The following is a 22846-nucleotide window of genomic DNA, read 5'->3' on the forward strand; positions in this document are numbered from 1 at the left end:
CCCCAGCCCTCCCGCAAGCGGGAGAGGGAGCGCAGTTCATGCGCGGTCGCCAGTTCGACTCAACGTTATCATGCTCTAGCGCCCCGCCGTCAGGGCCCGGTCCTTAGCACCACGAACACGTACATGTCCCAGAACGTCTCGGGGTGATCGACCTCGAAGCGGTGCCACTGATCGAGATTGGTCTCGTCGGCTCCGCCGGGAAACTTCTTGCGGAATTGTTCGAGCACCGCCGGATCGTCAAACGGCTCGAATCCCCCAAACGTCAGGCCGTGTTCGCTGAGGAATGCCGCGATCTCCGGAATAGTCAACCGGTGTTCCATGACGTTGAACAGCAGATCGCGGCAGCCGCTCATGCTGTAGAAATCCTTGGCGCCGATCAGCGGCTTCCATTTGTCGGCTTCGCGGAAGATGTCCTGCCGGCAGCGTCTGATGTCGTCGGCGGTGGCGCGATAACCGCGCGCCGCGATGCGATCGCGGGCCTCGACGATGACGCGGCGCGCCAGATTGCTGTAGAGCCCGATGCGCATGGTGCCGCCCGGCCGCAGCAGCGAGACCAGCACGCGCCAGCCGGCCAAGGGTTCGGCAAGATGATGCAGCACGCCGACCGACTCGATGCTGTCGAAGCTGCGATCGATCGAGCCCAACTCCAGGATGTCCGCCTGCGCATAGTCGATGTTGCGCAAGCCGAGCTCCCGCGTCTTGCGGCGCGCATAGGCGAGGCTGGTCATGCTGATGTCGACGGCGAGCAAGCGGGCATTGGGATAGACCTGCGCGATCTGGATCGCGTGCGAGCCGGTGCCGCACCCCGCGATCAGGATATCCCGTTCGGCTTGCTGGTCCGCGGTCGCGACGGTTCGTCCCCGCGCCCGATCGGCGGCGAATGCCGTCAGCGGGTTGACGGTCCAGCGTGGATAGGGATTTTCCTCGTATTGGCGCATCACGTCGACCGACACGCTGTTCTTGATCGGTGTGAGCGTTGGAATGGTGCTGCGCTCTTCCATCTCCTCGCGGGGTTCGCGAAGCTGCACCCGCAACAGGCCGGCGACAGTCGCGGGCCAATCCCGGCGCAGCAGCGCGTCCGCCGTCGGCAAGGCATGAAGCGGGAAGTAGGCGGCGACCATGGCCAGCGTGAGCGGCGAGATCGCAGCGCCTGAAGCCAGGTCCTGCAGCAATCGATCGCGCAGCGCGCCGGCACCTTCGCTTTCCGCCTCGGTCTGCGCATAGACATATTCGTTGATGAAGCATTGCCGCGCGAGCGCGCAGGCAAAGGCCACGATATCGTCGTCGACTTCATCCCGATCCGGCTTGCTCGCGAGCCGCAGCACCTCGGCCCGCGCATATCCGAGCAGCACCTCGAGCTCCATGCTTGCCAGCGTCGTCGCTTCCATCGCCGAGCGCAGGAACAGGTCGCGCGCAAGTGGTGCGACGCCCTCGCTGCCGAACAATTCGGAGCTTGTCACCGGCAGCGGCCACTTGCTTGCAATCCGCCCGACATAGCTGGTCACGGTCGGACTTTGCAGGATGAAGCCGACGGCCTTCGCATCCATGCCGAGCGCCAGCGCCTTGCTGAAATGCGCGGCCGCCTTGCTGCGATTGCCCAGGGCCTGGTAGGAGTTGCCGGCGTTGTAGTGGCACGCGGCGTTGACGTCGTCCGAGGCAATCGCCTTGGTGAACATCTTCGCGGCAGCCCGGTGATCGCCGGCAGCCTGCGCCATCAGGCCGAGAAGATTCAGGCTCTGCACATGGCCAGGCTCGCGCGCGAGAATCTGCCGGCAGATCTCCTGCGCTTCGTTGAAGCGGCGCATCGCGTAGAAGCGGCTGGCCTCAGCGGCGAGATCGGCAATGCTGACGCCTGCAGAGGCGAAGGCTGGTGCGTTCTTGGCGGACTCATCCCGTCGCTTACCAGCCGCACGCCGTTCTTTTCGGTTCATGTTCCGTCAACTGGCCCAAACTGCAAGACGCGGTGCATCAATCCCCTACGCCCGGCAAAGACATAGGGCCGATCGCGCTTGTGGCCAAGGACAATCTAGAGCGTGATGATTTTTGGTTGGATCAGCCGAGCCGCAGACTCGTTTCGCCTCTCCCGCTTGCGGGGGAGGCCGACGCGCGACGAGCGACGCGAAGCGTCGTCCGGAGCGCGGCGGGTGGGGGTTCTCTCCGCGAGGAGACTCGTGGCAATACCTCCACCCCAGCCCTCCCCCGCAAGCGGGAGAGGGAGCGCAGCGTCGTCGCGGTTGCTAGCTCATCCTCACTTCATCATGCTCTAGCTTCAGCCCGGAATCCGCACCGGCAGGTTCTCGATGCCGCGGACGAAGCTGGAATAGACCCGCTTCGGCTCGCCGACTACCTCGATACGGTCGAAGCGCTTCAGCATTTCTTCCCAGACGATCCGAAGCTGCAACTCGGCGAGCCGCATGCCGACGCAGCGGTGGATGCCGAAGCCGAACGACAGGTGGATGCGCGGCCGCGGCCGGTCGATGATGAACTCGTTCGGACGGTCGATCACATCGTCGTCGCGGTTGCCGGAGACGTACCACATCACGACGCGGTCGCCCTTCCTGATCGTCTTGCCGCCGATCTCGGTGTCCTGAAGGGCGGTGCGCCGCATATGCGCCAGCGGCGTCTGCCAGCGGATCACCTCCGGCACCATGGTGTCGATCAGCGCGGGGTTCTCCTTCAGCTTCTGGAACTGGTCGGGGTGCTCGTGCAGCGCCAGCACCGAGCCGCTCATGGTGTTGCGCGTGGTGTCGTTGCCGCCGACGATCAGCAGGATGATGTTGCCCATCAGATTATCGGGGTCCATGTGCCGCGTGGCGTCGCTGTGCGCCATCATCGACAAAAGGTCGTTGCGCGGCGGAGCGTTGACGCGCTCGTTCCAGAGCTTCGAGAAATAGGCGTAGCACTCGTCCATCTCCTGCCGCCGCTGCTCCGGCGACTCGACGATGCCGCTCTTCGGCAGCGCCGTGGAGACGTCGGACCAGCGCGTCAGCTTGCGCCGCTCCTCCCAGGGGAAGTCGAACAGCGTCGCCAGCATCTGGGTGGTCAATTCGATCGAGACGCGCTCGACGAAATTGAAGGTCTCGTTGCGCGGCAGGTTGTCGAGCACGCTGGCCGAACGCTGCCGGATCAGCTTTGCCAGCTCGTCGAGATGCGTCGGCGTGAACATCGGCGACACGGTCTTGCGCTGATGGGCGTGCCTCGGCTGGTCCATCGCGATGAAGCTCGGATAGTCGTAGCCGGGCGGCACGTCGCGGATCGAGATGCCGCCGAGCGTGGAGTCCGAGGAGAAGATGCCGTGGCTGGTGTCGACATGCATGATGTCGTTGTACTTCACGACAGACCAATAGGGTTCGATCGGCGCATTGGTGCAGTAGTGCACCGGCTCTTCCTTGCGCAGCCGCTCGAACCACGGCCACAGCGTGTCGTTCTGGAACAGTCTTGGCGCGCCGGGATGAAAATCCCTAAGCGGTGTCGAATAGGCTTCCTCGCGGGCCTGGCGCAGCAGCTCGGCCCGGTCGGCGCTGACTGCGGCATGGATGTTCATGATCTTTCTCCACACAATGATGCCAAAGCCGCACGGGAGGTGGTTGGGCTCTCTCCCCCCTTGCGGGGGAGAGTTGGAGAGAGGGGTGAGCCGCGAACACTGCCCGTGCGGCTTACCCCTCTCCCTAACCCTCCCCCGCAAGGGGGGAGGGAACCCATCCGATGTGCCTTCCTAACTCAGGCCAAGCGACGCAAATGTTTCAACAACACGATAGCGGATGCAGCGTCAGGCGGCGATGCGCACTGGCAGCGTCTCGTAGCCTTTGATGAAGCTGGAATACACCCGCTGCGGCTCGTCCACCACCTCGATGGTGTCGAAGCGCTTGAGGATCTCCTCCCAGATGATCTTGAGCTGCAGCTCGGCAAGCCGCAGGCCGACGCAGCGGTGGATGCCGAAGCCGAATGAGATGTGGGTGCGCGGCCGGGCGCGGTCGATCAGGAACTCGTAGGGCTTCTCGATCGCTTCCTCGTCGCGGTTGCCCGAGACGTACCACATCACCACCTTGTCGCCCTTCTTGATCTGGCGGCCGCGGAACTCGTAGTCGGCGAGCGCGGTGCGCCGCATATGGGCGAGCGGCGTCTGCCAGCGGATCACCTCGGGCACGAAGCTGTCGATCAGCGCCGGGTTCTCGCGCAGCTTGCGGTACTGCTCAGGATGCTTGCTCAGCGCATAGATGCTGCCGGACAGCGTGTTGCGCGTGGTGTCGTTACCACCGACGATCAGCAGGATCAGGTTGCCGAGGAAGTTCTTCGGATCCATGTTCCGCGTGGCGTCGCTGTGCGCCATCATCGAGAGCAGATCGCTCTTCGGCGGCTGGCTGGCGCGCTCCTTCCACAGCCGTGCGAAATAGCTCGCGCATTCCATCAGTTCGGCCTGCCGCTCGTCTTCGGTGGCGACGAGGCCACCGGCGCCGGGCAGGGTGGTCGCGACGTCGGACCAGCGCGTCAGCTTGCGGCGGTCCTCCCAGGGGAAGTCGAACAGCACCGCGAGCATCTGGGTCGTCAGCTCGATCGAGACCTTGTCGACCCAGTCGAACACCTCGCTGCGCGGCAGATTGTCGAGGCACTCGGTCGAGCGCTTGCGGATGTTGGTGGCAAGCTCGTCGAGGTGGGTCGGCGTGAACATCGGCGCCACGGTCTTGCGCTGCGCGGAATGGCGCGGCTGGTCCATCGCGATGAAGCTTTCGCGGCGCAGATCCGGCGGCACGTCGCGGATGGTGATGCCGCCGAGCGAGGCAGCCGAGGAGAACACCGAGTGGTTGGTCTCGATGTCCATGATGTCGTTGTAGCGGGTGATTGACCAGTACGGACCGAACATCGAGTCCTTGCAATAGTGCACCGGATCCTCGCGGCGCAGCCGGTCGAAATACGGCCAGAAGGTATCGGTCTTGAACAGCTCGGGATTGCCGGGATCGTAGTCCGAAAGCGGAAGCGTGTTGGCGCGTTCGCGCGCGGCGTCCAGATTCGTGTTGTCGACGAGATCGATGGTCCCGTGCATGAGCGGCTCCTCAACCGTTTGAGCTGCCGGGGCATGGCCGGCGCGGCATGTTTTACCGAATTACATTCCCATTCGGCGGTTTGCGCAAGGGCTCTCGACGCGCATTTGGCCGCATTGATGTCAGGCCAAAGCGGCCGAATCCGGGCTTTTCCGGTGGTGAAGGGGCCGCGTCGGCGACCACGCCCGTTTGAAACGGCGTTTGATTTGGTCGGGCGGCGGCGTGCGAACGGTGCGGGCGCCGTTTATTGACTGCCGGTTTTCTCGCCGGCGGGTTTTTCGCAGGGGTAGGTGTCCTGCATCCCCCACAGCAGCAGGAGAGCGATCACCATCTCACCTTTCGCCGACCGCTTGCCGGCGGACTTCAGCATGATCTCTTCGGTCTGCTCGCTGCTCAGTGCAAGGTCGTCGGGCATGCAGAACAACAATTGGCCGCCATGCCGTTTCAGCCAGGCATTGGAGGCCATCAGGCCGCCCCTGACGCCGTCCAGGTACATATGATTGAAGATGCGAAAGTTCTCATTCTTCGGATTGCGATAGGAATCCAGCCGCATATCGACGGCAGCAGCCGGAGCTGCCGTGAGCGCCAGAAGGCATGCCGACAAGGTCCATCTGTTCATCGCACCTGTCCTCGCTTGCGGCGGCGTCCTTGCTGGTCGTTCCATCACCTGATCGGTAAGTATGTATTTCCCTCGTTGAGGTTCGAAGCTCGTTCTCGCCGGCCGGGGGTACTGGGACCACGAAGGAACGACCCGGCTGGCGTCCCGTGTTGCCAGCAGGCGGTTGATCGACAGCTTCAGGAAGTGGAAAGCCAGGGCAGGATTCGCATGGCACACCTGGGCGAGCTCGCCCTCGGTGAGCCAGAGCAGCTCGACATCGGAAATTGCCTGAGCCGTCTGGGTGCGCTCATGTGCCGTCGAGAAAACGCCAATTTCCCCGAACAGCTCTCCCGCCCCTAGAACGAGATCGATTTCATTCAGCCGTACGCTTCCTTTTGCAAGCAGATAGATGCGATCGGCGTAATCGCCTTGCCTGAAAATGATCTCCCCGGCCTTCCACGTCGCGGATTTCATGAACGGACGTAGCGGTTCGGTTATGAGTTCGCCTTTGGATGCCTGCTCCACAATTCGCCTGAGGCGGAGCATTTGGACTGTTCGGATGACGTTAAGAGGCAGCAGAACCGAGTGAAGGACGAGGATGGGATACAAGCCGTCGAAGAACGCGTATGCGATGAACGCGACATTGCTCAAGATGGCCGCGATCCTGAGCGGGAGCATCGTCTTCATGCAAAACGTGGCGAAGACGAGAAGCGATGCGAGATAGCCGGCAGCTTCAACCCAGGACTTCGAGCCGCAGAGCAAAACGTCTGAGCAGAGCATTTCCGCGTCCTTCTATGGACTTGCCCCTGAAGAGCGCGACGACCCCTGCACATGTGGCTCAAGGGGGCTGGATACCGAAGCAGACGCAAAAATCAGATGCCGATCGGCTAGAAGAATCCGGCACTGAGATCCAGCCCATAAGTCACCGACAGCAGCCACACCAAGAGGACCGCTCCACAGAGCATCGCGGTCTGCTTGAGGACGTTTGCTTGCAATGACGATGCGGGGAATATGCGAACAAAAGCGTTTGCAATCGCAGCAATTGCAACGGCGCGCATGATGATCTCCAGGAGTTGGCTAATGACTGGGCTTTGGCGAGCGTCGTGCTTCCAATGCAAATGAAATCTCGGCTCCAGGCAAATGGTGCGCCAACAGCGCCTCGATCAGGGAATGTTGATCGCCGGCAGCGGGCCAGTAGGTCGGATCAGCGCTTCAGCAGTGTGCTCCTGCGCGAAGGCTGCGAGTGCAATCAAAACGGCGCATGATAGGGCGATGAAAAAGCCGAGACGCCACCGCCGCTCCGTCCGGTCGTCGTCGGGCGTGTCAAGCCGGCGCGCGCCCGTTGCTGTGCGCATCGTTAATCTCCGAATATCGTGACGGTGAGAAGGCCAGTCTTCCCAACACCCGCACTGAATATCGCGCCACGTGATGCGCCTGGGAACTACCTAGAAAGGTGGTCCGGTGTCTCCTATGCTTGCTCGAAGGTCGATGACCTGCGCACTTGTTTCGGGGGGACATGTATCTATCCACGGATTCCAGCAATCCGCAGAATCAAGATGTCTATGCACTCTGGGATCGGCTGGCCGAGTTCTCCGTCGGCGACGGCGACGCCGCACTGACACATCTGCTAGCCGCACTGCGTACCATGTTGTCGGCACGCAATGTGCTATGGGGTGTTGTCGTGCGATTGCCTTCGCCGAAGCGGGCCGATCCCTTGCTCGGTTGGCGTCCGCGCCTCGTCCGGGTGCTGGACCCGATACCGGCGGTGGCAGCATCCGTGCAGAAGCAGTTCGATACGCTCTGGTCCCGCGACGTCGACCTGTCTCAGATCCTTTCCATGTCGGGAGATGAGCCGTTCCGCGTCCGCCTGTTGTTCGAAGCGCTGCCGCCGGAATGGTTCGAGGGCGAGCACTATCGGCGGCACTATTTGGACGTCGGCTTCGCCGACAGCATTTCCGTGCGCATTGCGCTCAATGACGACGTGAGGATTCGCCTGTTCGTATTTCGCGATGCGGAGGCCCCTCGCTTCTCGGCGCAGGACGGCCAGCGCCTGGGCTTCGTGATGCGCGGGTTAAGATGGTTTCACCGTCAGCAACTGCTCAGCCACGGCCTGCTGATCGCCAATGCAGCCCTGACACCTGCTGAACGCAGGGTGTTGCTCGCGCTGCTCGACGGGCACACGGAAAAGCAGATCGCGCAGAGGCTCGACCAAAGTCCGAACACCACGCATTTCCACGTCAAGTCGATCTACGCCAAGTTCGGCGTGCGCAATCGCTCGGCGCTCACCGCGCTGTGGCTCGGCAAGCTGCGATAGCGAACAGCGGTCGCAGTCTCATGCGGCAAGATTCGGCGAGAAGAGCAATCCTGGCCATCGCGGAGGACCATCTCGGAAAGTGAACCGCGCCGGGTTTCCCGGAGTGCGGACACGGTTTCCGGCAATCTCGTTAAGGCAAAGCCAACTGCACCGCGCCAAAAAATCGCCTCGGCTCTCGACCTTGTGTGAAACCTGGATCACACTCGGGACGACAAATCTGTGCTTTTGATAACCCAGAGATTGTCCCGTCCAGGAGCCATCCCGTGAACGACATGAGCTGGACCCCGCTGGGGCCGCCGCAGCCGCCCCCGCAGCCGGCCCCGCCGCCGATGCCGGTGGCGTTTTCAGGGAACCGGAAGCAGTTCTTTCGCCTGGTCGCGCGCGGCGCCGGGCTCGAGCTGGTCACGGTCGGCTTCTACCGGTTCTGGCTCACCACCGACATCCGCCGTCATCTGTGGTCGAACAGCCAGATCGATGGCGACGCGCCGGAATATACCGGCCGCGGCAAGGAGCTCCTGATCGGCTTCCTGGTCGCGCTCGCGATCCTGGTGCCGATCTATCTCGGCTATTTCCTGATCGGCATCGAGGCGGAGCATCTCAAGGCGTTCGCCTCGCTGCCGCTGGTCGCCTTCTTCTATTTGTTCGGCCAGTTCGCGATCTATCGCGCGCGGCGTTACCGGCTGACCCGCACGGTGTGGCGCGGCGTCCGCTTCTGGATGAGCGGCTCGGGCTGGGTTTATGCGCTCAAGGCCTCGCTCTGGGGCGTGCTGGTCGTGATCACGCTCGGCCTCGCGCTGCCCTGGCGCGAGGCGGCGCTCGAACGCTACAAGATGCGGCACTCCTATTACGGCGACCTGCAAGGCTCGTTCGAGGGCCGCGGCTGGGAGTTCTTCAAGCGGGGCTGGTGGCTCTGGGTGCTGATGCCGTTCGCGCTCTACAGCACGATCTTCGCCCCGTTCGCCTATGCCGCGTTCAAGGCGGTCGAGTGGCGCTGGTGGGTGTCTGGAATCCGCTTCGGCGAAGTGAGGCTGGAATCCACGCTCCGCCGCGGCGCGCTGATCGGCCTGTACTGGAAGGTGATCGGCTGGGTCGTGCTGCTCGGCCTGCTGTTCGCGGCCTATCTCGCGCTCTGCACCCTGCTGGTCGCCAGCATGGACGGCTCCTCGATCGCGGATTTCTTCAGGACCGAGGCGTTCGCCAAGAGCATTCCTCTGATCGTGCTGCTCGGCATCGGCTATCTCGCCTTCGCGCTGGCGCTGAACGTGGTGTTGCGGGTCTATCTGATGCGCGATCTCTGGGTCCGGGTGCTGTCGTCGACCATCGTGCACAATATCGGGGCGGCGGCCAACGTCACCGCGCGCGGCGAGCTCGCCAATGCGCTCGGCGAAGGCTTTGCCGATGGCCTCGACGTCGGGGGTTTCTAGCCTCATGGAATCCGATTCCAGCGAGACAGGCTCCGCGGCGCTGCCTAATCCCGGCGGCGTCTTCTTCGACGGTCTGTCGAACCGGCGGCGCATCGTCGCGCTCAAACTGTCCGATGCGCTGGAGATCAGGGAAGACGGCGCGCTGCTGGCGCGTTGGGCGTTTCACGACATCCGCCGCGCCGACAGCCCGTCCGGCCTGTTGCGGCTGAGCTGCCTGACCGCACCGCCTCTGGCGCGGCTCGACATCCGCGATGCCGGGCTGACCGCCGCGCTCGTCGCGCGCTGCGACACGCTCGAGGAAGGGCTGCCCAACCGCAGGGGCGTCGCCGCGATCGTCGGCTGGTCGCTCGCGGCCGCAGTGTCGATCGTGCTGGTGGTGCTGTTCGGCGTGCCGCTGGCCGCCGAGCGGCTGACGCCGCTGGTGCCCGACTCGTTCGAGCGTCGCATCGGCGATGTCGCGGAGGCGCAGGTCAAGGTGCTGTTCGACGGCAAGCCCTGCAGCAACCCGGCCGGCCAGGCGGCCTTCGCGAAGCTGGTCGGCAAGTTGCGGCAGTCCGCGGGCTTCGACACCTCGGTGCAGTCGGGCGTGCTGGCGACGTCGGTGCCGAACGCCTTCGCGCTGCCCGGCGGCAAGGTCTATCTGTTCGACGGGTTGCTGGAGAAAGCCGAGAACCCCGACGAGATCGCCGGCGTCCTGGCGCATGAGCTCGGCCATCTCCGGCACCGCGACAGCATGCGCGAATTGATCCACAATGGCGGCACCTCGTTCCTGATCGGGCTGTTGTTCGGCGATGTCACCGGCTCGGGGGCGCTGATCTTCGCCTCGCGCTCGCTGGTGACGTCGTCCTATTCGCGCGATGCCGAGACCAATGCCGACAGCTTCGCGATCGAGACCATGCACAAGCTCGGCCGTCCGGCCAAGCCGATGGGCGAACTGATGTTCCGCGTCACCGGCAAGGAGGGCGGCAAGGGGCTCTCGCTGGTCTCAAGCCATCCCTTGACCGAGGACCGCCTCGCGCGCATGGACAAGGCCGATGCCGCCGGCCGGCCCGACGGCCCGCCGCTGCTGTCATCGGCCGAATGGCAGGCGCTGAAGGGTATCTGCGCGGCGGGCAAGGGCAAGGTGTGACGCAGGGGATTTCGACTGGAGCAGGCTAGCGCGACATTTTGACGGAATTGACCTGGGTGGGTGCAGACTGCTCATGGTCTTTGAGCCCGCACGCGCCCGGAGGATTTGCCCGTCTTGACCATCGAAAGCGACGCCCGCTTCTGGGACCGGGCTGCACGCAAATATGCCGCGCGGCCGGTCGCAGCGCCGGCCGAATATGAGCGCACGCTGGACCGCACCCGCGCACTGTTGAAATCCAGCGATCGTGTGCTGGAGCTCGGTTGCGGGACCGGCACCACGGCGCTCCGGCTCGCCGGCGGCGTCGAGAGTTATCTCGCCACCGACATTTCGGCGGAGATGATTGCGATCGCCAATGAGAAGCACGCGACGACGCCGATCCGGGGTCTGACGTTCCGGGTCGCGACTGCCGATACCACTGCGGTCGACGCTGGACCGTTCGACGCCATCCTGGGGTTCAACTACCTCCATCTGGTTCGGGACCTGCATGGCACTCTCTGCCGGATTCACGCGCTGCTGGTGGCAGATGGCGTTTTCATTTCCAAGACGCCCTGTGTTGGCGAGATGAACCCGCTGGTCCGGCTTGTGCTGCCGGCGATGCGCGCGATCGGAATGGCGCCCCATGCCGGCGTGTTCACGTCCGAGAGACTGCGCGAGTTCTTGAATGCCGGCGGGTTCGAGATTGTTGCCGCAGAGAACCATGCAACGAGGGGCGACGATCACCGCCCCTACATCGTGGCGCGCAAGAGGTGACGCTCTACTTCACCAGCCGGAACTTGCCGCCCTCGACCTTGATCAGGAACGCCGACCGCTCGTCATAGCCGTTGTGGTCGGTCGGGCTCATCGTCGAGAGGCCGTTGTTCAGGTAGACGTCCTTGCCGCGCTCGAGCTCGTCGCGCAGCGCGGCGCGGAATTCCGCCGTGCCGGGCTTTGCGGTCTTCAGCGCATTCGCCGCCGCCCGCTTGAACAGCGTGACGGCGTCCCACAGATGGGCGCCGAAGATGTTCGGCCTCGAGCCGTTGGCCTTCTCGTAGGACGACACGAACTCGTCGCGCACCTGGCGGAACGGATCGTTCGCCGGCAGATCGTCGGCGATGGTGAAGGCTTCGCCGGTGAAGATCGCGCCCTCGACATTGGCGCCGCCGAGCTTGATGAACTCTTCCGAGGCCACGCCATGGGTCTGGAAGATCTTGCCGGCATAGCCGCGGCTGCGCAGCGCCTCCTGCGGCAGCACCGCCGGCGTGCCGGCGGAGGCGATGAACACCGCTTCCGGATTGGTCGCGATCACCTTCAGCGCCTGGCCCATCGCGCTGGTGTCGGCGCGCGCATAAACCTCATGCGTCGTCACGGTGAGGCCGAGCTGAGGGGCGAGCCGCGACACCTCCTTGTAATAGCCTTCGCCATAGCCGTCGGAGACGCCGATATAGCCGAGCGTCTTGATGCCGGACTTGGCGATGTATTTCAGGATCGCCGCCGCCATCAGGTCGTCATTGGGCACCACCTTGAACGCCCAGCGGCGGCGGTCGTCCATCGGCTGCACGATCGCGGTCGCCGCCGCGAGCGAGATGATCGGCGTCTTGCTCTCCACGGCGACGTCGAGCATCGGCATGGTCACCGGGGTGAGCGAGGAGCCGATCAGGATATCGACGCCGTCCTGGATCACGAGGCGCCGGGCATTCTGCGTGCCCTTGGTCGGGTCGGACTCGTCGTCGAGCGCGATATAGGTGACCTTCTCGCCGCCGATCTCCTTCGGCAGCGCGGCGATGGTGCGCATCTGCGGCTGGCCGAGCGCCGAGCCCGGTCCGGATCCGGACACCACGACGCCGACCTTGATGTCGGCACGCGCGCCCGGCGCAATCAGGATCGCGCTCGCAAATGTCAACAGTCCGGCCATGGCCAGCTTCATTGCAAATCCTCCCAGCAGGTTCTTTTTATCTGCGGCCGATGATAGCCGACCGCCGTCGGCTCGCGCATCATATTGATTCCGCCCGATCCGTCTGTCCCCCTGATTGGGGACATAGAGGTGCCGGAACGACGAACGGAGATGGCGAGGCCGACGCCGTCCGGAGCACCTGATCGGGCTCCGCCGGTCGTGAACCTCGCGTTTACCAATCCCTTAAAGGCCGTGAGAACCAGTTTCCCTAATCGGGCGGCAACGACCTCCTGTTATTGAAGAACCCGAAAAGGGAGTACGAACCATGTTCAGCATTGTTCGGATCCTCGTCTTGATCGCATGTGCACATGCGGGATCCGTGGTTGCGGAAGTGCAGTGGGACGGCGCGCGGCCATCGCCAGCGGTCCACGTCCATGACTAAGCATCATCCGATTGCGTCCGAGCACGCGCGCGCCATCTGCGAAGAGATTGGCGAGCGGCTGCGCCACGCCCTGCGCGGCGACTACGCCGATCTGCCGCCAAGGCTGCGAGAGCTGGTCGACGAGCTCGCGCTGCAGGATTGCGAGGCGCCGTCGCTGGTGCCGACAATGGCCGAGATGGCGAGGCCGCTGGTGTTTGCGGCCTAGGACCTGGTTCATTGACGAGCTACGGGCGGTCCTGCAACGACCGCTCCATGATGATCGTCCGCTCGTCCCCGTGATAGCTGTCGCGCACGGCCTCTGGACGGAAGCTCCGCTCGACCCTTTCGATGATCTCGCTCGCATAGTCCTTGGCGTTGGTCTCGCGCAGCGCGCGCAGGATCACCGCGCTGATCGCGGCGGCGTCCTCGTCGCGCGCAGGCCGGATCGCACATTCCATCGGTCGTCTCCGTTCGCGCAACGGTCGCATCAAATCTGCAATCACCAGGCGATAGCACGACCCGCATCGGCGGTATGTTGCTGATTATGTCTTCGAATACGAATTTCGAGCGGTTGAATGTGTGATAGCCTGCTTGATGGCCCAGCGAAATCCATCACCCGGGAGCATGTCCTGGAGACTATCGAAAGCGTTTCTCGTTCTGATGGCATTTATCTCCATAGGCATATACGGGGGGTATAACCTGCTCGGCTGGTGCTCCACCGGACAGCACTGGGCGAACTTCAAAAGCAGAGGCGAGCCAAACAACTACCAACTCATAACTTTCGCCGATCATCCATTGAGCTTGGCGGGCGCGCTCGCGATCGACGCAGTTTTTGTCGTTTTCGGATGCGCGGCAGCCGTAACCCTCATCAAATTGCTTCTTGGCTTGCCCAAGGGCGAAGCGGATCAATAGATGATAACCGCTTTTGGCCCAAAGCCGACCTGCCGCACTCCGTCGCCGCCAGTCTAATCCGCGAGACCGAGGTGGACAGAACCGTTTGCGCCGCCGTGCGCCGCACTACACGTTCTTTGCGACCTTCCGCGTCCGCGTCGGTCCGGCGCCGGCGATCGCCGGCTTGATACTCCACACCGCGCGCACGCTTGCGAAGGCGTGGGCGATCACCGGCTCCTGGCGGCGGGCGGCGAGGCTGGCGAAGGAGAGATCGCAGGTCAGCTTCACCTTGTCGGCGACCACGAACTGATGCGGCCGCGCCATCCGCGGCGCCAGCACGTTGTCGCGTGCGAGGCTGAGGCAGAGGCCGGATTCGACGAAGTCGATCATCGCCTCTTCCTGGTCGGTGTAGCCGATCCGCTTCGGCAATGCGCCGAGCGGGCGGAAGATGTCGTCGAGCAGCCGCCGGTGGCCGGAGTGCGGCGGTGTCGCGAGCCAGGGCAGCTCGGCGAGCTCGGCCCAGCCCTTGCCCATCACCCGGTCGCGCCAGGCGATCGGTGCGATCACCCGGTAGTCGTAGCAAAGCAGCGGGGCGAGCTGGTAGCGGCCGTCGGCGATGGTCCGTTCGGTGAAGCTGTGATGGGCGAGTTGGTCCTGAGGCGTGGCGTCGACATAGTAGCCGACGTCGAGTTCGCCGCGGCCGATCTGCGCCAGCACGTCGTCGCTCACGCCATGGCGCAGGAAGACCTCGGTGCGCTGCGAGGACATCGCAAGGCTGCGCACGAACGGTCCGAGCCGGGTGAATTCGGGGTCGAGGATGGTGCCGACGCGCAGCGTGCCGCGCTGCGCCTCGTTCAGCGAGTCCGCCATCGCCTTGAAGTCCGACGCCGCCGCCACCGCCCGGTGCGCCAGCGGCAGCAGCGCGGCGCCGGCCTCGGTCAGGGTGAAGCCGGCAGGGGTGCGGTTGAACAGCTGCAGTCCGGTGCTTTCCTCGAGTGCCTTCAGTTGCAGGCTGACCGCGGGCTGGGTCAGTTTCAGCATCGCCGCTGCGCGCGATACCGTGCCTTCACGGGCAACCGTGATGAAGCAACGCAAGGCCTGGGTACGGGGAAGCTCGATCATCGCGCGTGCTTATAGCACACTTTTCCGGCGCGCATCCGACCTGCGTCGTGCATTGTCATGCGATTATAATACAACCAATGCGAGAAGTCAGGACGGCCGCCACGCGATCGTGCCTTCGGTGCGCGCGCGGACCTCGGGCGAAGCGAGGCAGGTCGCGACCGCTTCATAGCCCGCCGCGCCGGGGACGGGCGTAACGCAGATCGGCCGGCTGTGATTGGCGGGGCACAGGATGATCGCTTCATCGCCGCCGACCGCGTCGAGATCCAGGATCGCGTTGGAGCGGGTCAGGAAGAACAGCGGCCGGGCCTCGGGTTCGCGGCGGCGCAGATGCGCGATGACGGCTTCCTGGCTCGCCGCATCGAGCCCTTGCTCGAGCATGTCGATCACGAGGATCGCGTCGTCGCCGGCCTCGAGCGCCGCGAGCAGGGCGGTCAGCGCCGGCGAGTCCGCGGCGCCGTCGGCCAGGAGGGTGGCAAGGCTGGCCGCGACCCTGGCGTTATGCGCCGGATCGGCATCGAGGCGCGCACGCACGGCCGCGCCGCCATCGGCAGCGCGGTCCAGCCCGACGAAGCTGGCGCCGGGCAGGGCTTCGGCGAGCCGTTGTGCAAGGCGCGTCTTGCCGCTGCCGAGCGGGCCGACGATGTAGTTCAGCCGTTTGATGTCGCGCAGCTCGAAGCGCTCGCCGCCCCACGGCCCCGGCAGATCGAACGCGACGCCGATCGCCGGGCGCGTTCGGACCGCACCGATGATGTCGCCCGTCGCGGGCATCTTGCCGCCGCCAAGGTCGGCGCGCAGCCGGCGCAGTTTGGCGATGCTGTCGCCGCATTGGCGGATGCGCGCTTCGAGCGCGGCCTCGTGCGCGGCCAGCACGCGGCCGAGGACGACGGCGTCGCCGTTCAGGATCCGCGCCACTTCGCCGACACTGAGGCCGAGCGCGCGCAGCTCGACGATCTCGGCGCCGCGCGCCATCTCGGCCGGACCATAGGCGCGCCATCCCGCCGGCGTGCGGCCGGGTGCAATCAGGCCGCGCTCCTCGTAGAGGCGCAACGCTTTCGCGGAGATGCCGAGCTGCCTTGCAGCTTCGGACGGGCTGAGGAAACGGGCGGCAGCAGCAATCATCGAATCACCTCGCATCGTCTGACCGCGCCTCTATGGAGGCGGCCGCAGGGGCAAGGTCAAGCGGGGCGGTGCTTTTTACTACGGGGGGACGACGGGTGCGATCGGCACCCGGCTTTCCCTGCGCCCTCTGTTTCCAGAGGCGAAGAAGAGCAAAGCTCGGACAGAAGATGTCGCGAGAATACGAAGCTGCATCCCCACTACAACTGTCATCGCCCGGATGCTGTTTAGTCCGGAGACATGGCTGACACCTGTTCGGACACATCACTGACAGGTTGGCGGTTGGTCAAGTCGATTGATGCGACCTGCCAGCTGGCGAAGAAGACGCCGTAATGGCCGTCGCGATCCAGCGGCCTGATGGCAAGCCGTTCGCGCGCGAAGGCCTGCGGAACCTTCCAGAAGCGTCCCTTGAAGGAGATGTAGGGTCTTGTCGATGAGACCCTGCGCACGATCTCGCCGCTGTCGTACGCGACGTTCGGGACGCGGGCCGGCATGGCACGGATACTCGGCCGGAAGCGATCGGCGGGAACCTGCATAGCGAGGCCCTGGTGGGGACGCTCCAGATTGTAGACCGGCCGCCAGGCATCCAAGGCGCGTTGGACTTCCGGGAGAGTGCGGAAGCGACGCATCGCAAAGACTTCAGCCTTCAGGGTGCGATGGAAGCGTTCGTTCTTGCCGCGGGCCTGTGGATGACATGGCCTGGCATGCACCACCCTGACGCCAAGCTTGAGCAGCCAGACCTTCAATCCGGTCCAGCGAATGCCGGACGTATCGCCCCATGGTGAGCCGTTGTCGGTGTAGAAGGCCTCCGGCAAACCATAGCAGCGGAACGTCGTCGTCAGGTGATCCTGCACGGTGAGACGCTGCTCGTCGGCACAGGCCTTCAGGCACAGGACATAGCGCGAGTGATCGTCGACGATCGTGAGCGGATGACACCGCGTGCCGTCGGCGAGCGGCACGTGGCCTTTGAAGTCCATCTGCCACAGTAGATTGGGAGCTTCTTTCTCGAAGCGGTGCCCTGGATTCGGCGGCGCGTTCTCGCTCGGCTTGACCCGGCCGTTCCGGCACAGGATCCGGTGCACCGTCGACGGCACAGGCACCGCCTGGCCATCCCGCTCCAGGCAGTGGGCGATCTTGCGCGCACCCCAGGCCGGATGCTTGTCGCGCACGGCCAGAACCTGTGTCTCGACCGCAGCCTCACTGCGCTTGGGCATCTCATGGGGGCGCCGGGAGCGGTCGGCCAGCTCTCGATCGCCGGCCTGCCAGCGCCGCAGCCATTTGTAGCCGACGTCAGGGCTGATGTTGAACCGTCGGCACAGCTCGCGCCGGTTGGCGCCTTCCTGCAGAGCCAGCCGCACGAACTCGTGGCGCTGATCCATTACTGACACCTCACTCCACGGCATGGCGGCCTCCCGAATCGGGCCAATCCAGCCAAGGTTGATGTGTCAGCTATGTCTCCGAACACCCGTCAGTGATCTGTCCGGGCTAAACAATGCGCGGGTGATGACACCCGTGTTTGTCATCATGAATCGAGGACCATCCTCATCGTCGTCCTGGCGAAAGCCAGGACCCATTACCCCAAATCTCAATCGTTGCGCGACGCTGGAGCCACGATCCCGTTCACAATCAAATGCGGTGGTTATGGGTCCCGGCCTTCGCCGGGACGACGATTGGGGAGATCGCACGCTCATGTCGCGAGGACGCGAATGCATGATTCACAAGTCGCGCAACACATTCAGTGTCGTCCCGGCGCAGGCCGGGACCCATAACCACAGATGCCGATTGTTATGCACCGCTGGAACGACGAGTCCCGTCAACAACACATGCCGCGGAGTGTGGGTCCCGGCCTTCGCCGGGACGACGGCGGTATGTGTCGCGAGCGCCTGCGCCCATCGCCCACCCTCACTCCAGATGGTTCACCTTCGCCACCCAGGCGCGGACGTCGGCGAGGACGGCGGGCAGCACGGCCTTGACCTCCTGCACGGTCATGCCGGGCTTGATGCGGGGGTCGTAGAGCAGGTTGAGCAGATATTGGTCGTAGACGTCGAAATAGCCCATCGAGACGTTGTCGTTGAACATTGTCCACGGCACGGTGGCGGTGTCGTTGATCGGGCCCAGCGACTGCAACAGCTCCTCATAGGCGCAGTCGAGAAAGACGAAATCGCCGTTGTCGACGGTGAGGATCACGTCGGAATGCTCGATCTCGTAGTTCTCGTTCTTGCGGAAGCCGGACAGGCATTGCGGGTCGAGCGAGGAGCGGATTTCCCTGGCGCGCTCCTGGCCGTAGAAGGTCGCGATTGTGCGGTACAGTTCGCGGTCGCGCACCAGCTTGACCACGACATTGGCCGCTTCGCTGTTATCGGTCATCGCGATGTCGAGATGGTGCACCTTGGCGCGGATGTCGGCGACGACCTTGGCGAGCTGGGCCTTGCGGTCGGCGCGGCTGCCGTCGGCGAACACGCGCACCGGACTGTCATATTTGCGGATGCGGTCGACGCGCCCGGCGAGATGATATTCGGCGCCGAACGCGGTTTTCAGAAAGCCCTCGACGATCTCGGCGTCGGTGAAGACCTTTTTCTCGTTGCGCTGGCGCGCGGCGATCGCCGGTATCTCGGTGGCGGCCGCGGGCACCGCGGCATCAGCGAGGCAAGCGGCGAGCGTTGCGGCGAGAAGGACGAGGATCGAAGGACGGTGCTGGGGCATTATGACAACGCTGCCGCAAGGTTTGCGGCAGCGCAAGGCGGGATCAGCGATCTTCCCGAATGGCGGCGCCTGGTTCCGTTGAAATCGACGCGATCAGTTGTTCTTCACCACCACGGTGGTGCCGACCGAGACGCGACCATAGAGGTCGGTGACGTCGTCATTGGTCATGCGGAAGCAGCCCGACGAGACGGCCTGGCCGATCGTCTCCGGCTCGTTCGAGCCGTGGATACGGTAGAGCGTCGAGCCGAGATACATCGCGCGCGCGCCGAGCGGGTTCTCGATGCCGCCGTTCATGTGGCGCGGCAGATCGGGGCGGCGGCGCAGCATCTGCGACGGCGGCGTCCACGACGGCCATTCCTTCTTTGCGGAGATGCGATGGACGCCGCCCCAGCGGAAGCCGTCGCGGCCGACGCCGATGCCGTAGCGCAGCGCCTGGCCGTTCGCCAGCACCAGATAGAGCCGGCGCTCGGCGGTGTTCACCACGATGGTGCCGGGGGCGTAGTTGGTCGGGTAGTTGACGGTGGTGCGCGGGATCGGGCTTGCGCCGCCGCCGCCGAAGAAGCTCGGGGCATCGGACTGATAGCCGCGGGAGTCGAAGAACTGGGCGTGGGCCTGGCCGGCACCTGCCAGAATCGTGAGCGCGGCAAACATCAAGGCAATCGGGCGCATGGTCGTCGTCCTCGCGAACAATCAAATATGCAGTCAGAGAGGCCACAATTGCCGGCGTTTCGCAAGCGACGAAGCCGTGACCTCAGGCATTTTCGAACAACACGGTTTAAAAAGGCAACAGATCGGAAGCGATACCTGCATTGTCCGGCCAAGCCTTTGACGAAGCGGCTGAAGAATGGTTGATCTGGAGCGTTTTCGAGCGAAGTGGATACCGGTTCGCGCCAGGAAAACGCGACCAAACAAAAGCTGGAGCGTTTTCAAGCGAAGTGGGCAGCGGTTCGCGTGAAGAAAACGCGACCAAACAAAAGGATACGAGCATGATCCGATTCAATCGGATCGGATCATGCTCTGAGCGATCTCAAGAACATCTCGAAACGGGAGCGAGAGCATGAACGGTGCGGAAAGTCTGGTGCGGACATTGGTCGCAGGCGGCGTGGATGTCTGTTTTACCAATCCCGGCACCTCGGAGATGCATTTCGTCGCGGCGCTGGATAAGGTCCCGGGCATGCGCTGCGTGCTCGGTCTGTTCGAAGGCGTGGTGACCGGTGCGGCCGACGGTTATTTCCGCATGAAGGGAACGCCGGCCTCGACGCTGCTGCATCTCGGGCCCGGCCTCGCCAACGGCCTTGCCAATCTGCACAACGCCAAGAAGGCGCATTCCGGCATCGTCAACATCGTCGGCCAGCATGCCACCTACCACATCGGCTACAATGCGCCGCTGACATCGGACATCGAGGGCCTGGCGCGGCCGATGTCGTCCTGGGTGCGCACCTCGCCGGATGCCAAGTCGGTTGCCGCCGACGGCGCGGCCGCGATCGCCGCGGCGAGGAGCGCGCCGCCGCAGATCGCAACCCTGATCCTGCCGGCCGACACCGCCTGGAACGAAGCCGACGGCATCGCCGAGGTGCCCGTGGACACGCAGCGCCCGAGCTACTCGCCGCAGGCGGTCGATACCGCGGCGAAGATCCTGCATGGCGATGCCGCGCATACGCTGCTGCTCGTCACCGGCAGCGCGCTGACCGAGCACGGGCTGGCGCTGGCCGAGCGCATCGCCGGCAAAACCGGCTGCACCGTGATGGGCCAGACCTATCATCCGCGCATGGCGCGCGGCCGCGGCCGCTTCTCGATCAACCGCATCCCCTATGTGATCGAGCAGGCGCTGCCGATCCTGAAGAATTTCCGTCATATCGTGCTGGTCGAGGCCAACGATCCCGTGGCGTTCTTCGCCTATCCGAACAAGCCGAGCATGCTGAAGGCGGAGGGCTGTGAAGTGCATCGCATGACCGCCTGGGGCGAGAATTCGGTCGCAGCGCTCGAGGCGCTGGCCAATGCGCTGCATGCGACCGCGCAGGACGTCAAGCCGCAGCAGCACCCGGAGCTGGTCAAGCCGACCGGCGCGCTCAACCATGCCACGATCGCGCAGGCGATCGCGTGCGCGATCCCCGAGAACGCCATCATGGTCGATGAATCCGTCACCACCGGCCGCGGCTTCTTCCCGCCGACCGCGGCGGCCGCGCCGCATGACTGGCTGCAGAACATGGGCGGCTCGATCGGCTTCTCGACCCCGGTGGCGACCGGCGCCGCGGTCGCCTGTCCGGACCGCAAGGTGATCTGCATGGTCGGCGACGGCAGCGCGATGTACACGATCCAGTCGCTGTGGACCCAGGCGCGCGAAGGGCTCAACGTGGTGACCATCGTGTTCGCCAACCGCATCTACCAGATCCTGCGCGGCGAGTTCGACGGCGTCGGCGCCGGCGAGCCGGGCAAGCGGGCGCAGGACATGCTGAAGATCGACCGGCCGACGCTCGACTTCGTCGCGCTCGCGAAGGGTATGGGAGTGCCGGGCAGGGCGGTGACGACGGCCGACGAGTTCAACAAGGCGCTCGCGGAAGCCGTTGCGGAGCCGGGACCGCGGCTGATCGAAGTGCAGATGTAGGGGCGCGAGTCCAATAGCCAGGGCGGTGGCCAGTCCAGTCGGAGGCGTCGATGCAGACCGAGCTGAACAAGGTGATCGCCGCGGTGGAGGAGTTCTATGCGCAGGAGATGTTCCTGCTGGAGCGTGATCTCGGCGAGCGAACGCTCACTCACCGGCTGGCGGTCTATGTCGAGCGGCAATTTTCCGGCTGGCAGGTCGATTGCAACTACGACCGGCTCGGCGAGCGCACGCTGCGGCTGCCGCGCGGCTCGGGGAGCTCGACCGACGACCATCTCGGCAAGTCGATCTATCCCGATATCGTCGTGCACCAGCGCGACATCCCGAACAATCTCCTGGCCATCGAACTGCGCAAGGACAGCAATCACCAGCCGATCGAGCACGATCAGCGCAAGCTGCAGGCGCTGACCGACCCGAATGTCTGGTTTGCCTATGCGATGGGCGTGCTGGTGATCGTCGGACAAAGCGGGGTGAGCTTTACCGAGGTCTATGTCGGCGGAGCCATCGATAGCGCGACTTCGCTCTGGTTTGCCGAGCGGCTACGCGAGAGCGGGCTCGCGAGCGGGCGCGACCATGGCGCTCCGCATTAAGCCTATCGATGAATCTTGCTCCGCGTTGCAGTGATAGCCCGTTTGGATCATGCATGGCCCCCGTACGCGCGGCACAACAGAAGGTGCGGGAGGTGGAGCAATTCCTGGAGCTGGTGGTCAATTTTCAGAACGATCCGATGGCGGTGCGGATTATCAGCTCCGCAACTCTTTCGCTCCCCCTCCCGCACTTGAATTCGCTGGTCCAACTCTCGCTGGTCCAACTTGCATTGATCAAACTTGCAGATCCAACTTCCACTGCCCGAGGTGGACGGCGCACTTGATTGCGACGTGACGGGCCGAGGCAGCATCCGCACCGAGACAGTAAAAAGGCCGCCTTCGGGCGGCCTTTTCCGTGATCCCCAAGTCCGTGCTCGACAAGTCCGTGATCGCCAAGTGGATCACCGAGCGCGATTGTTTCTGTTTATTGCTTGGTGGCATCGCTGCCGGTCGGGGCAGCGCCGGTCGCGGCGGCACCGGTCTTGGCGCTCGATTTCTTGGCGGTCTTCTTCGCTTTCTTCTTCGGCGCCTTGGCCGCCTCGCCCTTGGTCGCGGTGTCGCCGCTTTGCGCGGCGGGGGCCGGGCTGCCGCCCGCCTTGTCCTGCGCGAGCGCGGTGGACGAGACGAAGGCAAGGGCGGTGGCGGCGAGGATCAGTGTTCGCATCGGATATTCTCCCAAGTTGGTTTCCGGCGATCCTCAACGGGACAGAATGTCGCAGGGTTCCGCGGCGTCGATCAGCAGTCCGTGAGTTGTGCGTGAATGGAATGGCCGCGGCGAAGCCGGCGGAACCGGGAACCGTTCGCCGCGTTATCGGGGCGGGCAGGAGTTCCGAGGAGAGACGCCATGCGCTGGCGGTCAATGACGGAAACCACCAATACGGTGCTCGACACCGCCCCCGAGGACAGCTTCTACGCGGTGGGCTGGACCATCAGCGGTGTGGCAACATTGGCCACCATCGTCGCGATCTGGATGTTCGGGATCTGAGGGCGAACGATCCGCGCGGGCAACCGGCCCGGCACCGCCGGCTGC

Annotated in this window: 24 protein-coding genes; 9 read left to right on the top strand and 15 right to left on the bottom strand. The window is 64.4% G+C overall.

Annotated features, from left to right (window positions below):
- Window positions 1-89: 89 nt before the first annotated feature.
- From AC1VNY_RS38365 to AC1VNY_RS38390, 6 genes are all read right to left on the bottom strand, one after another.
- The gene (locus AC1VNY_RS38365) at window positions 90-1931 is read right to left on the bottom strand and encodes a class I SAM-dependent methyltransferase (RefSeq protein WP_482409051.1); all 1842 of its coding nucleotides are present in this window, start codon (window positions 1929-1931) and stop codon (window positions 90-92) included.
- A gap of 338 nt (window positions 1932-2269) precedes the next feature.
- The gene (locus AC1VNY_RS38370; RefSeq protein WP_482409052.1) at window positions 2270-3544 is read right to left on the bottom strand and encodes a cytochrome P450; all 1275 of its coding nucleotides are present in this window, start codon (window positions 3542-3544) and stop codon (window positions 2270-2272) included.
- A gap of 225 nt (window positions 3545-3769) precedes the next feature.
- The gene (locus tag AC1VNY_RS38375) at window positions 3770-5041 is read right to left on the bottom strand and encodes a cytochrome P450 (RefSeq protein ID WP_482409053.1); all 1272 of its coding nucleotides are present in this window, start codon (window positions 5039-5041) and stop codon (window positions 3770-3772) included.
- A 242-nt stretch (window positions 5042-5283) separates the two neighbouring features.
- Window positions 5284-6417 carry a Crp/Fnr family transcriptional regulator gene (locus AC1VNY_RS38380; protein WP_482409054.1) on the bottom strand — a complete coding sequence of 378 codons (1134 nt, stop codon included), beginning with the start codon at window positions 6415-6417 and terminating at the stop codon, window positions 5284-5286.
- A 107-nt stretch (window positions 6418-6524) separates the two neighbouring features.
- Entirely contained in the window at window positions 6525-6695 is a 171-nt protein-coding gene (locus tag AC1VNY_RS38385; protein WP_482409055.1) for a hypothetical protein, read from the bottom strand.
- Window positions 6696-6800: 105 nt separating this feature from the next.
- Window positions 6801-6992, bottom strand: coding sequence for a hypothetical protein (locus AC1VNY_RS38390; protein WP_482409056.1), 192 nt, complete (start codon window positions 6990-6992; stop codon window positions 6801-6803).
- A gap of 161 nt (window positions 6993-7153) precedes the next feature.
- Here AC1VNY_RS38390 and AC1VNY_RS38395 point away from each other — a divergent pair, with 161 nt between their 5' ends.
- The 4 genes from AC1VNY_RS38395 to AC1VNY_RS38410 all read left to right on the top strand — a co-directional run bounded on the left by AC1VNY_RS38395 (window position 7154) and on the right by AC1VNY_RS38410 (window position 11254).
- On the top strand, window positions 7154-7951 hold the full coding sequence (locus tag AC1VNY_RS38395; RefSeq protein WP_482409057.1) for a helix-turn-helix transcriptional regulator: 798 nt from the start codon (window positions 7154-7156) through the stop codon (window positions 7949-7951).
- Between the two features lie 272 nt (window positions 7952-8223).
- Window positions 8224-9375 (top strand): DUF898 family protein, encoded by a 1152-nt coding sequence (locus AC1VNY_RS38400; protein ID WP_482409075.1) that lies wholly within the window; start codon window positions 8224-8226, stop codon window positions 9373-9375.
- 4 nt (window positions 9376-9379) lie between these two features.
- Window positions 9380-10504, top strand: coding sequence for a M48 family metallopeptidase (locus AC1VNY_RS38405; RefSeq protein WP_482409058.1), 1125 nt, complete (start codon window positions 9380-9382; stop codon window positions 10502-10504).
- A gap of 114 nt (window positions 10505-10618) precedes the next feature.
- Window positions 10619-11254, top strand: coding sequence for a class I SAM-dependent methyltransferase (locus AC1VNY_RS38410; RefSeq protein WP_482409059.1), 636 nt, complete (start codon window positions 10619-10621; stop codon window positions 11252-11254).
- Between the two features lie 4 nt (window positions 11255-11258).
- Here AC1VNY_RS38410 and AC1VNY_RS38415 read toward each other — a convergent pair whose 3' ends face one another.
- Entirely contained in the window at window positions 11259-12407 is a 1149-nt protein-coding gene (locus tag AC1VNY_RS38415) for an ABC transporter substrate-binding protein (protein WP_253607293.1), read from the bottom strand.
- Window positions 12408-12808: 401 nt separating this feature from the next.
- Between AC1VNY_RS38415 and AC1VNY_RS38420 the strand changes: the two genes are divergently transcribed.
- Window positions 12809-13021, top strand: a complete 213-nt coding sequence (locus AC1VNY_RS38420; protein WP_482409060.1) for a hypothetical protein — start codon at window positions 12809-12811, stop codon at window positions 13019-13021.
- 19 nt (window positions 13022-13040) lie between these two features.
- Here the strand turns inward: AC1VNY_RS38420 and AC1VNY_RS38425 are convergent, their stop codons facing one another.
- The 7 genes from AC1VNY_RS38425 to AC1VNY_RS38455 all read right to left on the bottom strand — a co-directional run bounded on the left by AC1VNY_RS38425 (window position 13041) and on the right by AC1VNY_RS38455 (window position 19296).
- Window positions 13041-13253, bottom strand: a complete 213-nt coding sequence (locus AC1VNY_RS38425) for a hypothetical protein (RefSeq protein WP_482409061.1) — start codon at window positions 13251-13253, stop codon at window positions 13041-13043.
- A 178-nt stretch (window positions 13254-13431) separates the two neighbouring features.
- Window positions 13432-13704 carry a hypothetical protein gene (locus tag AC1VNY_RS38430; RefSeq protein ID WP_482409062.1) on the bottom strand — a complete coding sequence of 91 codons (273 nt, stop codon included), beginning with the start codon at window positions 13702-13704 and terminating at the stop codon, window positions 13432-13434.
- Between the two features lie 108 nt (window positions 13705-13812).
- Window positions 13813-14808: a LysR family transcriptional regulator gene (locus AC1VNY_RS38435; protein WP_482409063.1), complete on the bottom strand. Its 996-nt coding sequence runs from the start codon at window positions 14806-14808 to the stop codon at window positions 13813-13815.
- Window positions 14809-14895: 87 nt separating this feature from the next.
- Complete coding sequence (locus tag AC1VNY_RS38440; RefSeq protein WP_482409064.1) at window positions 14896-15927, bottom strand: MerR family transcriptional regulator; 1032 nt, start codon at window positions 15925-15927, stop codon at window positions 14896-14898.
- Window positions 15928-16151: 224 nt separating this feature from the next.
- Window positions 16152-17327 carry an IS481 family transposase gene (locus AC1VNY_RS38445; RefSeq protein ID WP_482409065.1) on the bottom strand — a complete coding sequence of 392 codons (1176 nt, stop codon included), beginning with the start codon at window positions 17325-17327 and terminating at the stop codon, window positions 16152-16154.
- 499 nt (window positions 17328-17826) lie between these two features.
- The gene (locus tag AC1VNY_RS38450) at window positions 17827-18627 is read right to left on the bottom strand and encodes a DUF2927 domain-containing protein (RefSeq protein ID WP_482409066.1); all 801 of its coding nucleotides are present in this window, start codon (window positions 18625-18627) and stop codon (window positions 17827-17829) included.
- Window positions 18628-18720: 93 nt separating this feature from the next.
- Complete coding sequence (locus tag AC1VNY_RS38455; protein ID WP_482409067.1) at window positions 18721-19296, bottom strand: L,D-transpeptidase; 576 nt, start codon at window positions 19294-19296, stop codon at window positions 18721-18723.
- 388 nt (window positions 19297-19684) lie between these two features.
- On the opposite strand from AC1VNY_RS38455, the gene AC1VNY_RS38460 reads away from it, so the two are divergent.
- The 3 genes from AC1VNY_RS38460 to AC1VNY_RS38470 are packed head-to-tail and all read left to right on the top strand — an operon-like array spanning window position 19685 to window position 22100.
- A complete protein-coding gene (locus tag AC1VNY_RS38460) occupies window positions 19685-21232 on the top strand; it encodes an acetolactate synthase large subunit (protein WP_482409068.1) in 1548 nt (515 codons plus the stop codon).
- Between the two features lie 50 nt (window positions 21233-21282).
- Window positions 21283-21819: a hypothetical protein gene (locus AC1VNY_RS38465; RefSeq protein ID WP_026193219.1), complete on the top strand. Its 537-nt coding sequence runs from the start codon at window positions 21283-21285 to the stop codon at window positions 21817-21819.
- A 53-nt stretch (window positions 21820-21872) separates the two neighbouring features.
- On the top strand, window positions 21873-22100 hold the full coding sequence (locus AC1VNY_RS38470) for a hypothetical protein (protein ID WP_482409069.1): 228 nt from the start codon (window positions 21873-21875) through the stop codon (window positions 22098-22100).
- 140 nt (window positions 22101-22240) lie between these two features.
- Here AC1VNY_RS38470 and AC1VNY_RS38475 read toward each other — a convergent pair whose 3' ends face one another.
- Window positions 22241-22480: a hypothetical protein gene (locus AC1VNY_RS38475; protein ID WP_245288896.1), complete on the bottom strand. Its 240-nt coding sequence runs from the start codon at window positions 22478-22480 to the stop codon at window positions 22241-22243.
- Window positions 22481-22660: 180 nt separating this feature from the next.
- Between AC1VNY_RS38475 and AC1VNY_RS38480 the strand changes: the two genes are divergently transcribed.
- Complete coding sequence (locus tag AC1VNY_RS38480; RefSeq protein ID WP_016843686.1) at window positions 22661-22801, top strand: hypothetical protein; 141 nt, start codon at window positions 22661-22663, stop codon at window positions 22799-22801.
- Window positions 22802-22846: the final 45 nt, after the last annotated feature.

The organism is Bradyrhizobium ferriligni, assembly GCF_056837965.1.